The organism is Lapillicoccus sp., assembly GCF_036559105.1.
In the GTDB taxonomy this organism is placed as follows: Bacteria; Actinomycetota; Actinomycetes; order Actinomycetales; family Dermatophilaceae; genus Lapillicoccus.
Map to the genome: position 1 here is coordinate 17894 of NZ_DATBTV010000163.1, position 12339 is coordinate 30232.

Sequence of the window (12339 nt, forward strand, 5' to 3'; positions counted from 1 at the left end):
ATGACCGACACCGCAGTCCTGCTTCGCCGCGTTCGGGACGTCCGCACCGACGAGGCGGGTGTCACCCTCGACATCGACGCCCTCCCCGGCGTCCAGCTCGGCATGATGCCGGGCTGGCTCACGGGCGAGCCGTTGGCGGCGCAGGGAGTCGAGACCCAGATGCCGAACCTTCCCGATATCAGCCTCCCTCCCACCGACGTGACGCCGTATGCGTTGCGGGTCACCGCCCCGCAGCCCGGCTGCCTGCGGCTGGTCCTCGCCCCCGCAGGGGACGCCGCCTTCGACGACGACGGCACCGGTCTCGGCATCGTCGTGGAAGCGACGCCGGATCCGTCCACGCTCGACGTCGAGGAGCACGACGACCGCGTCGTCCTCCACGGCGGGGGCTTGCGGCTGACGGTGGGCAGGGCTCCCTTCACCCTGATGCTGACCGACGCCGAGAGCGGCGCCACCGTGCTGCGCACGGCGGACCGGCTGCGCCAGGTCGCCGGGCTGCTGACCGCGCCGTCCGTCGTCGTCGACCAGACCGCGACGACGCTCAGCCTGGAGCTCGGCCCGGACGAGGACATCCTCGGCTTCGGCGAGCAGTTCAGCCGGCTGGTCAAGAACGGCCAGAAGCTGCGGCTGCGCAGCGAGGACGCCTGCGGCACCGGCACGGGGATGGCCTACAAGCCGGTCCCGGTGTGGCACTCGTCGCGCGGCTACACCGGATTCGTCAACACCGGAGCCGTCGTCACCGCCGACGTGGGTCACTCCCGCCCATCCGTCCTGTCGATCGGCGTGGACGACCGGGTCATCGACCTCTACGTCGTCGCCGGCGCCGACCCCGCGGCCCGGCTCACCGCATACACCGCCCTGACCGGCCGGCCGGACGTCCCGCAGCCGTGGGCCTTCGGCTACTGGATGGGTCGCTGCCGCTACCACACCCGCGAGGAGATGCTCGAGGTCGGCCGGACGATGCGGGAGCATGACGTGCCGCTCGACGTGCTGCACCTGGACCCCGACTGGCTCGTCGTCGACCGGCTCAACACCGACTTCATCTGGAACACCTCGCGGTTCGGCGACCGCAAGCAGTTCGTCGCCGACCTCGCGGACCTCGGGATCCGGCTGTCGGTGTGGGAGCTCCCCTACCTCGACCCGGCCTCGCCGATCTTCGAGCACGCCGAGCGCGAGGGGTACCTCGTCAAGCGGACCGACGGCAGCCTGGCGTCGATCGTCAAGACGCCGACCCCCGATGGGCGGATGCGCGCGCTCATCGACTTCACCAACCCGGAGGCGCGGCGCTGGTGGCAGGAGATGCACCGCGAGTTCCTGGACGACGGCGTGGCCGTGTTCAAGACCGACTTCGGCGAGGCGCTGCCGGACGACGTCGCGCTCTTCGACGGGACGCCCCCGCACCAGGCCCACAACCTCTATCCGTTGCGCTACAACGGTGCCGTCTCGGACGCTATCCGCGAGTTCACCGACAGGGCACCGCTGGTCTGGGGCCGCAGTGGATGGGCCGGTTCGCAGCGCTACCCCGGCCAGTGGGGCGGGGACGCCGAGTCGACGGTCGCCGGCATGCAGGCGACAGTGCGCGGCGGGCTCTCGTACGCGATGAGTGCTCCGGGGTTCTGGAGCCACGACATCGGCGGGTTCTTCGGTCCCGAGCTGACCCCGGCCCTCTACGTGCGATGGACCCAGCTCGGCGCTCTCTCACCGCTGATGCGCGCGCACGGCTTGCGACCACGCGAGCCCTGGGCGTTCGGGGACGAGGCGCTGCGCATCTGCCGTGACTGGGTCCGGCTCCGCTACTCGCTCCTCCCCTACCTCTGGCAGGTCGCCAACGAGTCCGCCACGAACGGCTGGCCGGTGATGCGCCCGCTCGGCTTCCACTACCCCGAGGACCGCGTCGCTCGGAGCGTCGACGACAGCTTCCTGGTCGGCCAGGACCTGCTCGTCGTGCCGGTGTTCGACGACGCCGACCGCCCCGTCAGCCGGACGTTCTACGTGCCAGAGGGCCGGTGGTACGGCCTCGAGGACGGAACCAGCTTCACGGGTCCGGGCTTCCACACCGTCGACGTGCCGCTCGACCGGATGCCACTACTCGTCCGCGAGGGCGCCGTCATCCCGCGCGTCGAGGTCGAGGCGACGTTCCGTTCGGTCGCCGACCTCCTCGACCGGCCCTGGCACCAACACGTCTACGGCGACGTCGACGTGACCGGGCGGACGTGGGTCGGCTTCGACGGGTCGCCGCTGGCCGCCGCCGGCGAGGTGGTGCACCATGGCGGCTGACACCGACCGCTGGGCGGACCTCCCGGAGAAGGTCGCGGAGCTGGCGACCGTGGCCCGCGACCGGGGCCTCGACACCCTGGTACTCCGCGACCCGGCCAACCTCACCTGGCTCCTCGGCGGCCGGGTCAACGTCCCCCAGACCCTCGACACCGCCTGCCTGGACGTCGTCCTGGACTGCGTGAGCCGACCCCGGATCACCCTCGTCACCAACGCGATCGAGGCACCGCGGCTCCGCGACACCGAGCTCGCCGGGCTCGACGCCACGTGGGACGTCGTCCCGTGGTGGGAAGCACGCGACCCGAGGCTCCCCCGTGGCACCCACGTCGGAAGCGACCGGCCGCTGCCGGACGCACTGCCGCTGGCGGGCGACGTCGCCCGGTTGCGGCGCCACCTCACCGATCGGCAGCGGCGGCTGCTGCGGGAGGTGTGCGGCGACGCGGCGGCGGCGGCCACGACCGCGGCGGCGGGGCTCACCCCCACAACGACGGGGTACCAGGCCGCGGGGCTTCTGGCGCGCGAGCTGCTCGACCGCGAGCTCGACCCGATCGTCCTGCTCGTCGGCGGTGCGCCGCACCTCGAGGCCCACCGTCACCCGCTGCCCACCGGCGACCCTCTGGGAGTCCGCGCCATGCTCGTCGCCTGCGCCCGCCGGCACGGTCTCGTCGCCAGCGTCACCCGGATCGTCTCGTTCGATCCGCTCGGGGCTGATGAGCACGACGCCTACGAGCGGCTGCTGCACGTCGAGCAGGCCTTCCTCGACGCGTCCCGGGTCGGCGCTCGGCTGGGCGACGTCGTCGCGGCCGGCACCGCCGCCTACGCTGCGCAGGGGTTCAGCCGCGACGAGTGGCACCGCCACCACCAGGGCGGCTTCAGCGGCTTCCAGCCCCGCGAGTTCCCCGCCTCACCGGCCAGCGACGAGATCGTGACGGAGGGCGCGGTGCTCGCGTGGAACCCGAGCGCCGCCGGCTGGAAGGTCGAGGACACCGCCCTCGTGGAGGGCGCCGGTCCCGACACCCTGGTCCACGACGACGCGTGGCCGACCGTGAAGGTCGGGGACCGGCTGCGGCCGGACGTCCTCGTCCCCTGACCCACAGATCCGTTGACGTCCAACCCGACTCGCCAAGGAGCACTCTCGTGACCACGATCGCCAGCCATCTCGTCGACGGCATCTGGGAGGACGGCGACAGCACCGTCGACGTGACCAACCCCGCCGACGGCAGTGTCGTCGGCCGGCTGGCGTGGGGCGACGCGAAGACGGCCCAGCGCGCGGCCGACGCCGCCGCCCGAGCGTTCGCCGACTGGGCCGACCTGCCGCCGCGGCGGCGGGCCGACATCCTCCTCGAGGCGAGCCGGCTGATCGCCGAACGGGCCGACTCGATCGGCGACACGCTGGCCCGCGAGGCCGGCAAACGCCGCCCCGAGGCCGTCGGCGAGGTGGCCTTCAGCGCGGAGTACTTCCGCTGGTTCGGGGAGCAGGCCCGCCGGCCGCAGGGCGAGGTCATGGCCCACGAGGCGGCCGACCGACGGCACCTGTCCCTCCGGCGTCCGGTGGGCGTCGTGGCCTCGCTGACCCCGTGGAACTTCCCTTGCTCGATCCAGGCCCGCAAGCTGGCTCCCGCCCTCGCCGCCGGGTGCACCGTCGTCGCCCGGGTCTCCGAGAAGGCTCCGCTGGCGGCGACCGAGATGGTGCGCGCGATCGTCGACGCGGGCGTGCCCGCCGGCGTCGTCAACCTCGTGCACGGACCGGCCCGCGAGGTCACCCAGACCCTGCTCGACCACGAGGCGGTCCGCGCCGTGACCTTCACCGGCTCGACTCCGGTCGGCCGAGAGATCATGGCCGGTGCAGCCCGCCGGGTCGTCCGGCCGCTGCTCGAGCTCGGCGGCGACGCCGCGTTCATCGTCTTCGAGGACGCCGACATCGACGCGGCGGTCGAGGGCGCGATGCTCGCGAAGTTCCGCAACACCGGGCAGTCCTGCATCGCGGCCAACCGTTTCATCGTGCACGAGGACGTCTACGACGAGTTCGTCGGGGCGCTGGTGGCCCGGGTCGACGCCATGACGGTCGGTGACGGACTCGCCGACCCCCTCCCCGACCTCGGCCCCGTCATCGACGCCTCCCGGGTCGACGCGGTGAACGTGCTGGTCTCCGAGGCGCTCTCGCTGGGGGCGACCCGGCTGACTCACGAGCGCGACGTGCCCGGGGGCGGCACCTTCCTGGCGCCGACCCTGCTGGCGAACGTCCCCGACACCGCCGCCATCGCGACCCAGGAGGTGTTCGGACCCGCCGCGGCGGTGTCCCGGTTCCGCGACACCGCCGACGCTATCGCCCGCGCCAACGCCACCGAGATGGGCCTGGCCGGCTATCTCTGGTCGCGCGACATCTCCCGCTGCTGGCGGACGGCGGAGCATCTCGAGGCGGGCATCGTCGGCGTCAACAACGCGCTTCCCTCGGTCGCCTTCGCGCCGATGGGCGGGGTCAAGCAGTCCGGCCTGGGTCGGGAGGGCGCGGCCCTCGGGCTCGAGGAGTTCGAAGACGTGCGCTACCTGGCGCTCGGCCTCTGACCGGACCACGCGCATACCGGATCGTCGGACATGACCACCGAGCTGCTGTTCCTGCCCCTGGGGGTGATGGCGGGCGCGCTGACCCAGCGCGTGACCGGCATCGGCTTCGCGTTGGTCTGCGCGCCCCTGCTGGTCCTCATCGCCGGGCCGTTCGACGGTGTCGTCCTGTCCAACCTGCTGGGGCTGACCGTCAGCGTCGTCGTCTTCGTGACGCACTGGCGGGACACCGAGTGGAAAAAGGGCCTGCTGCTGGCGGTCCCGGCGTTGGTCGCCATCCCGTTCGGGGCCTACGTCGCCAAGAACGTCCCGCCCGCCCCGCTCATGGTCATCATCGGCCTCCTGGTCATCCTCGCCCTGGGCGCGGTCGTGCTCAGCGAGCGGGCCAGGGTGCTGCGTGGCCGGGGCGGAGCCGTCGTCGCCGGCGCGTCCAGCGGCTTCATGAACGTCACCGCCGGCGTCGGTGGTCCGGCGATCGTCCTGTATGCGGTAAGCACCGCCTGGGAACACCGCAAGTTCGTCGCGACGTTCCAGTTCTTCTCGATCTTCACCAACCTGGGCTCCCTGGCCGCCAAGGGCGGACTGCCCCACGTCGCCCCGCTCGCGCTCGCCGTGTCGTTCGGCGCGCTGGCCGTCGGCCTGGTCGGGGGCGAGATCCTGTCGCGGCACATCGACCACGAGCTGGCCCGCCGGCTCGCCATCGGTCTCGCTCTGGGCGGCGCGGTCTTCACCGTCGTCAAGGGCCTCCTGATGTGGTGACCGCTACGAGGCGACCGCCCGACGGGAGCTGATCCGCTCCCGCAGGTCGGTCTCGACCAGGTCGGCGTTGATCTGCGCACCGGCCATGAGGCCCGATGCGGCGGACGCCATGAGCTGGGCCATCGGCTCCACCACGGACCCCGCGGCCCAGACGCCCGGAACCCCGGTGCGGCCGAGCGGGTCGGCGTCCAGCCGGGTCGCGACGACGCGCCCCATCATCTCGATGTCGACCGTCTCCAGCCCGAGGTCGGCCAGGAACCCGGCCCGGGCGCCGGCCAGCGGCGAGACGACCACCGCGTCCACCGGCAGCACCTCACCGGACTCGAGCCGGATGCCGGTGACCCGGTCGTCCTCGACGACGAGTCCCGCCACCCTCCCGTCGACGACCGGGACGCCGAGCACCTCCAACCGCTCCGCCGTCTCCGGGTCGAGCTCCTCGTCGTCGTGCCGGAACACGGTGACCCGGTCGGTCAGCTGACGCCAGAGCCCGGCGGCGTGCCCGGCCAGGGGGCCGACCGCGAGGATGCCGACCGCCTGGTCGCGGACCTCGTAGCCGTGGCAGTAGGGGCAGTGCAGGACGTCGCGACCCCAGCGCTCGGCGACCCCCGGGATGTCCGGCAGCCGGTCCTGGAGTCCGGTGGTGACCAGCACCCTCCGGGCCTGGGCGGCCCGACCGTCGGCCGTCGTCACCTCGAACGCGTCCCCGACCCGACGGATGCCGCTGACCTCGGCCGACTCGACGGTCCCGCCGAACGACTCGACCTCCTTGCGGCCCAACGCCACCAGCTCCAGCGGTGAGGTGCTGTCGCGGCTGAGGAAGTTGTGCAGGTGACCGGCCGGCGCATTCCGCGGGGCACCCCCGTCGAGGACCAGCACCGTCCGCCGGGACCTCGTGAGCGCCGTAGCCGCGCTGAGGCCCGCCGGGCCTCCTCCGATGATGACGACGTCATAGCTCGAGTTCATGCGGGCAGTCTGCACAGACTCTCCACCGGTGAGCAAACACCCTTGCCGGTCTGGCAAACTGGGGCCATGGACGCACCCGACCTCACCACGACCCTCGACGGGGTCGGCGAGCGCCTGAGGGCGACGCGGCGGCAACGCGGCGGCACTCTCGCGCAGCTCTCGGCCGCCACCGGCATCTCGGTCAGCACGCTGTCGCGCCTCGAGTCCGGGCAGCGCCGCCCCACCCTGGAGCTGCTGCTGCCGATCGCGAGCGCCTGGCGCGTGCAGCTGGACGAGCTCGTCGGAGCACCGCCGACCGGCGACCCGCGCATCCACCCCCGACCGGTCAACCGGCACGGCCGGACGTTCATCCCGTTGTCGCAGCAGCCCGGCGGGCTGCAGGCGTACAAGATCCTCATGCCGCCACCGACCTCGACCCGCCTGCCTCCGCTCCAGACGCACGAGGGGTACGAGTGGCTCTACCTGCTGTCCGGCCGGCTCCGGCTGCGCCTCGGCACCCAGGACCTCATCCTGACCCGCGGCGAGGCGGCGGAGTTCGACACCCGCACGCCGCACGCGATCGAGGCGGCGGGCGGGAAGAGCGCCGAGATCCTGGCCCTGTTCGGGCCGCAGGGTGAGCGAATGCACGTGCGGGGACCCGCCAAGCCGGAATGACTCGGGGGCTCTCGGTGGTTGGCGGAGGTATGAGCACCGACACCGACACCACCGCCGCCAGCGTCCCCGCCTCGCACGCCGACCTCCTCGAGCGCCCGGTGTTCGCCCACCTGGCGACCGTCCGGCCGAGCGGCGCGCCGATGAGCAGCGTGATGTGGTTCGCGTGGGACGGCTCACGGTTGCGGATGACGCACACCAAGACGCGGCAGAAGTTCGCGAACCTGGCCGAGGACCCGCGGCTGGCCCTGTCGATTGCCGACCCGGACGACGAGTACCGCTCTCTCGAGATCCGTGGCGTGCTCGAGAGCGTCGAGGACGACGACGCCGAGGCGTCGTTCTACAAGGGCCTGCAGCACCGCTACGGCAGGGACTACGAGGTCACCGACAAGGACGTCCGCGTGGTCCTGACCGTCCGGCCGACGAAGTTCATCGCCACCGAGGGCGGCGGCATCACCGCGACATCCAAGGCCTGAGCGCCAGGCGCTGGGTCACCGTCACTGCCAGGACCCGAGCACCGCAAGCTCCGGCGTGTAGGCCACCTTCAGCGGCGTGCCGGTCGGCACGTCGAACCCCACCGGTGATCGTCTCCACCGGGCTGACGTCGGCGCCGACGACATCACCGATCTGACGCCCGCCGTTGTCGGCCATGAGTCCCTTGAGACTTCTCGGGGCGGACGCTGCCGCCGTCCGCAGGGGAGAGGATGTCACCGCTGGGTCGCGTCCGACACCTCACCCACGAGCTCCTCGAGGACGTCCTCGAGGAAGATCACGCCGCTGACCGCGCCGTCGGCGTCGACGACTCGGGCGAGGTGGGCACCGGTGCGCTGCATCGTCGCGAGCACGTCGTCGACATCGTCGTTCGGGCTCACCGTGGCCAGGCGGCGAACCCGCTTGAGCGGGACCGGCTGCGTCTGGCGCTCGTCGTCCGCGTACAGGATGTCCTTGAGGTGGAGGTACCCCGTCACCTCACCGTCGGGCGCCCGCACCGGGAACCGGGAGTACCCGTAACGGGCCACGAGCTTCTCGATGTCCGCCGGCGTCGCACCGAACGACACGGTCACCAGCGAGTCGACGGGAACGGCGACCTGGGACGCGACCTTGTCGCTGAAGTCGAGCGCCGAGCGGACCAGCCCCTCGCGCCCCTCCTCGAGCAACCCCTCGGCGTGGCTCTCGGCGACGATGTGCGCGACCTCGTCGGCGGTGAACGCACTGGTGATCTCGTTCTTGGGCTCGACACGGAACACGAGGCGTACCAAGCCCTTCGCGACCCACTCCATCACCCGGACCAGCGGCCGCAGCGCCCGCGACACGAAGAGGAGCGCCGGTACCAGCAGCAGCGCCGCGCGGTCGGGACCCGCGATGGCGAGGTTCTTGGGGATCATCTCGCCGATGACGACGTGGAAGTAGACGACGATGTTGAGGGCCACCAAGAGCGAGATCGGACCCAGCCACGCCTCGCTGATCCACTGGTCGAGGTGCCAGGAGATGAAGACGCCCTCGAGCATCTCGTGCAGCGCCACCTCGGCGAGGGCCCCGAGCCCGACCGAGCAGACGGTGATGCCGAGCTGCGCGGTTGCGAGCATCGAGCCCAGGTGCTCCAACGCGTCGAGCGACATCCGAGCGCGGGCGCTTCCGGCCGCGGCCATCGGCTCGAGGGTCGAGCGTCGGGCGGCCATCGCCGCGAACTCGGCACCCACGAAGAAGGCGTTCCCGAGCAGCAGGAGCACCGAGATCCACAACGCCAGGGCATGGCTCACGCGGACGCCTCCCCGGACGGCTGGCCGTCGGCATCCGTCGGCGGCGGCTCGTCGGGGTTCGGGATGAACCGCAGCCGGTCGACCCGCCGCCCGTCCATCCTCGCGACGCGCACGGTCCAGCCAGGCAGGGCCAGCTCGTCGCCAACGACGGGGATGCGGCCCAGCACGGCCATGACGAACCCGCCGACGGTCTCGTAGGTCGGTCCGTCCGGGACCACAGCGCCGAGCTGGTCGCGGACCTGGTCGGGCCGCCAGAGGCCCGGGAGCAGCCAGGACCCGTCGGCCATCTGGTTCCAGTCGGACTGCGACCGGTCGTGCTCGTCGCTGACCTCGCCGACGATCTCCTCCACGACGTCCTCGAGGGTCACCACTCCGGAGGTCCCGCCGTACTCGTCGACCACCACCACCATCTGCAGGCCGGCGGCCCGCAGACGGAGCAGCAGCGGGTCGAGGCGGATGGTCTCGGGCACCATTACCGGCGGCACCATCAGTGCGCTGACGGGGACGTCCGGCCGACGGTCATGTGGCACCGCGATGGCCTTCTTGACGTGGACCAGCCCGTCGATGTCGTCCCAGTCGTCGCCGATGACGGGGAACCGCGAGTGCCCGGTCTGCCGCGCGAGCCGGATGATGTCGTCGGCACGGGCCGTGCGCTCGATGCCCGAGCAGCGCACCCGCGGGGTCATCACGTCGACCGCCGTACGGTCGCCGAAGTCGAGGGAGCGGGTGAGCAGCCGAGCGGTGTTGGCCTCCAGGGTCCCCTGCTCCGCGGACCGCCGGACCAGGCTCGCGAGCTCCTGCGGGGTCCGGGCGCTGGTCAGCTCCTCCTGCGGTGTGATGCCCATCGCCCGCAGGGCGGCGTTGGCCGAGCCTTGGAGGATCGCCACCAGCGGCCGAGCGACCATCGCGAACGCCCGGACCGGCCCGGCCACGACCTTGGCCGCCGCGAGCGGCGCGCTGATCCCGAGGAACTGCGACATCAGCTCGCCGAACACCATCGAGAACAGCGTCACGAGGACCAGGGCGAGGGTCGTGGCGAGCGAGGATGCCATCGAGTCGGACAGGCCCAGGCTCACCAGCGGCCCATAGAGCAGCGAGCCGATCGAGGGCTCGGCGAGATAGCCGACGATCAGGGTGGTCAGCGTGATCCCGACCTGGGCGGCGGACAGCTGGGTCGAGAGCTGGCGCAACGACCTCAGGACGGTGGCCGCACGCTCGTCGCCCTGGTCGACCGCCTGCTGGACGGACGGCCGGTCCAGGGCGACGAGGGAGAACTCCGCGGTGACGAAGAGCGCGGTGCCCGCCGTGAGGGCGACAGCGGCGAGCACGAGCAACCACTCGGTCATAGTTCTTCCATCCTAGGGAAGCCGCGCGGAGCGGCCGATCCGCCGCATACCCGCTCCTCCGCCTGGGGTATGACCCTGAGCGCACCCTGAGCCGGCCCGGAATCCGCCCCCCGTGGGATCCGGTGCCCGACCGGCGCTGGTTTGATCGACCCATGACATCTTGTGGGGACGACTCATGACACCGGCGCCGGCGTCCGGCGCGCGCATCGAGGTTCGAGGCCTCACCAAGCGGTTCGGGGACTTCACGGCGGTCCAGGACCTCGACTTCGCCGTTGAGCCCGGCCGCATCACCGGCTTCCTCGGCCCGAACGGGGCCGGCAAGACGACCACGCTACGGATGCTGCTCGGCCTGATCCGGCCGAGCTCGGGCACCGCGACCATCGGCGGCGTCACCTACCACGACATCCCGAACCCCCTTCTCGAGGTCGGGTCGGCCCTCGAGTCGACGAACTTCCACCCCGGCCGGAGCGGCCGTGACCACCTGCGCGTCCTCGCGGCGACCTCGGGCATCCCGGTCAGCCGGGTCGACGAGATGCTCGACCTCGTTGGCATACCGGCGGCGGCCCGGAAGCGCGCCGGCGGCTACTCGATGGGTATGCGTCAGCGGCTCGGCCTCGCGGCCGCGCTGCTCGGCGACCCGAAGGCGGTCATCCTCGACGAGCCGGCCAACGGCCTCGACCCGGAAGGCATCCGCTGGCTGCGCGGCTTCCTGCGGTACCTGTCCAGCGAGGGCAAGACCGTCCTCATCTCCAGCCACCTGCTCGCCGAGGTCGCCCAGACCGTCGACGACGTGGTCATCATCGCCAACGGGCGCAGCGTCGCGCAGGGCCCGATCAGCGACCTTCAGGGCGAGCCGACCGTGCTGGTCCGGACCCCCGACCGCGACGAGCTGGCCAGCGCGCTCCTCGCCGCCGGCGTGGTGTCGGAGCAGGACGAGGCCAACGGCCTGCGCGTCCGCACCGAGGACATGGCCCGGATCGGGGACGTGGCCCTGCGGGCCGGTGTGGCCGTCCACGAGCTGCGGACCCTCTCCACGGACCTCGAGTCGCTCTACTTCGAGCTGACGACGTCACCGGAGAACCGCAACCGCAACCTCGAGGGGATGCCGGTGCAGGACGCCGAACCCGCGGTCCACCAAGGAGTCGCGTCATGATCCGGTCGATCAACTCGGAGCTGCTCAAGTTCTTCACCACCCGCATGTGGTGGGGCATGGCGATCGCCATCGTCCTGGCCGGCGCCGGGTTCGCCCTGCTGTTCGGGTTCATCTTCACCAGCGACGCCGCTACGGGCGGCCAAGGCGGACCGCCGCCGATCACCAACGACCTCGACCTGGCCCGCCAGGTGTTCACCGGTGGCATCGGGGTGGGGTACCTGCTCACGTTGGCCATCGGCGTTATGACCATCGGCTCGGAGTACCGCCACAAGACGGTCACGTCGACGTTCCTCGCCAACCCCAAGCGGGTCCAGGTCATGGGCGCCAAGGTCGTCGCGCTGCTGGTCATCGGGGCGATGTACGCGGTGCTGTCCCTGGTGGGCTCGGTCGTGACCGGCGGGCTCCTGCTCACCGCGAAGGGCCACGCCCCGTTCGCCGACCCGGAGATCTGGCGGACTCTCGCCCTGGCGCTCCTGGTCCTCGGCCTCTGGGCGCTCATCGGTCTCGGAGTCGGGATCCTCATCCCCAACCAGGTCGCCGCACTGCTCATCGCGATCGGTGTCGCGTGGATCATCGAGCCGATCCTCGGGGCCGTCCTCGGCATCACCAGCTGGGGCGGTGACATCACGCCGTACCTGCCCAGCCAGGCCACGTCGGCGATGCTCAGCACCTCGACCGGTGGGTTCAACGGGAACACGGTGCAGACCCTCAGCTGGTGGGCCGGCGCCCTCGTCCTGGCCGCCTACGCCGCGGTCATGGCCGGCATCGGCTCGTGGCTGACGGTGCGCCGCGACATCAGCTGACCGTCCTTCCCCCCGACCGAACTCAGATGTCTGCCGGTTTCCGGGCCCGAACGCCCGAAACCGGGTAAACA

At 71.8% G+C, this 12339-nt stretch carries 11 protein-coding genes; 8 read left to right on the forward strand and 3 right to left on the reverse strand.

Annotation, left to right across the window (positions count from 1 at the left end; genetic code table 11):
- Genes VIG79_RS19315 through VIG79_RS19330 form a run of 4 tightly spaced genes read left to right on the forward strand, consistent with a single transcriptional unit; the run spans position 1 to position 5592 of the window.
- Positions 1–2274, forward strand: coding sequence for a glycoside hydrolase family 31 protein (locus VIG79_RS19315; RefSeq protein ID WP_331888647.1), 2274 nt, complete (start codon positions 1–3; stop codon positions 2272–2274).
- Complete coding sequence (locus tag VIG79_RS19320) at positions 2264–3361, forward strand: M24 family metallopeptidase (protein ID WP_331888649.1); 1098 nt, start codon at positions 2264–2266, stop codon at positions 3359–3361. Before VIG79_RS19315 ends, VIG79_RS19320 begins: the two co-directional genes overlap by 11 nt.
- 47 nt (positions 3362–3408) lie before the next feature.
- Complete coding sequence (locus VIG79_RS19325; RefSeq protein WP_331888651.1) at positions 3409–4836, forward strand: NAD-dependent succinate-semialdehyde dehydrogenase; 1428 nt, start codon at positions 3409–3411, stop codon at positions 4834–4836.
- Between the two features lie 30 nt (positions 4837–4866).
- Positions 4867–5592: a sulfite exporter TauE/SafE family protein gene (locus tag VIG79_RS19330; RefSeq protein WP_331888653.1), complete on the forward strand. Its 726-nt coding sequence runs from the start codon at positions 4867–4869 to the stop codon at positions 5590–5592.
- A gap of 3 nt (positions 5593–5595) precedes the next feature.
- Here the strand turns inward: VIG79_RS19330 and VIG79_RS19335 are convergent, their stop codons facing one another.
- Entirely contained in the window at positions 5596–6555 is a 960-nt protein-coding gene (locus tag VIG79_RS19335; protein WP_331888655.1) for an NAD(P)/FAD-dependent oxidoreductase, read from the reverse strand.
- A 66-nt stretch (positions 6556–6621) separates the two neighbouring features.
- On the opposite strand from VIG79_RS19335, the gene VIG79_RS19340 reads away from it, so the two are divergent.
- The gene (locus VIG79_RS19340; protein ID WP_331888657.1) at positions 6622–7209 is read left to right on the forward strand and encodes a helix-turn-helix transcriptional regulator; all 588 of its coding nucleotides are present in this window, start codon (positions 6622–6624) and stop codon (positions 7207–7209) included.
- A gap of 29 nt (positions 7210–7238) precedes the next feature.
- Positions 7239–7682 carry a PPOX class F420-dependent oxidoreductase gene (locus VIG79_RS19345; protein ID WP_331888659.1) on the forward strand — a complete coding sequence of 148 codons (444 nt, stop codon included), beginning with the start codon at positions 7239–7241 and terminating at the stop codon, positions 7680–7682.
- Between the two features lie 231 nt (positions 7683–7913).
- Here VIG79_RS19345 and VIG79_RS19350 read toward each other — a convergent pair whose 3' ends face one another.
- Positions 7914–8966 (reverse strand): hemolysin family protein, encoded by a 1053-nt coding sequence (locus VIG79_RS19350; RefSeq protein WP_331888661.1) that lies wholly within the window; start codon positions 8964–8966, stop codon positions 7914–7916.
- Entirely contained in the window at positions 8963–10312 is a 1350-nt protein-coding gene (locus tag VIG79_RS19355; protein ID WP_331888663.1) for a hemolysin family protein, read from the reverse strand. Before VIG79_RS19355 ends, VIG79_RS19350 begins: the two co-directional genes overlap by 4 nt.
- Before the next feature lie 175 nt (positions 10313–10487).
- On the opposite strand from VIG79_RS19355, the gene VIG79_RS19360 reads away from it, so the two are divergent.
- Together VIG79_RS19360 and VIG79_RS19365 are read left to right on the forward strand one after the other, a co-directional pair.
- On the forward strand, positions 10488–11465 hold the full coding sequence (locus VIG79_RS19360; protein ID WP_331888665.1) for an ABC transporter ATP-binding protein: 978 nt from the start codon (positions 10488–10490) through the stop codon (positions 11463–11465).
- Positions 11462–12268, forward strand: a complete 807-nt coding sequence (locus tag VIG79_RS19365) for an ABC transporter permease (RefSeq protein WP_331888667.1) — start codon at positions 11462–11464, stop codon at positions 12266–12268. The genes VIG79_RS19360 and VIG79_RS19365 overlap by 4 nt, the downstream gene beginning before the upstream one ends.
- Positions 12269–12339: the final 71 nt, after the last annotated feature.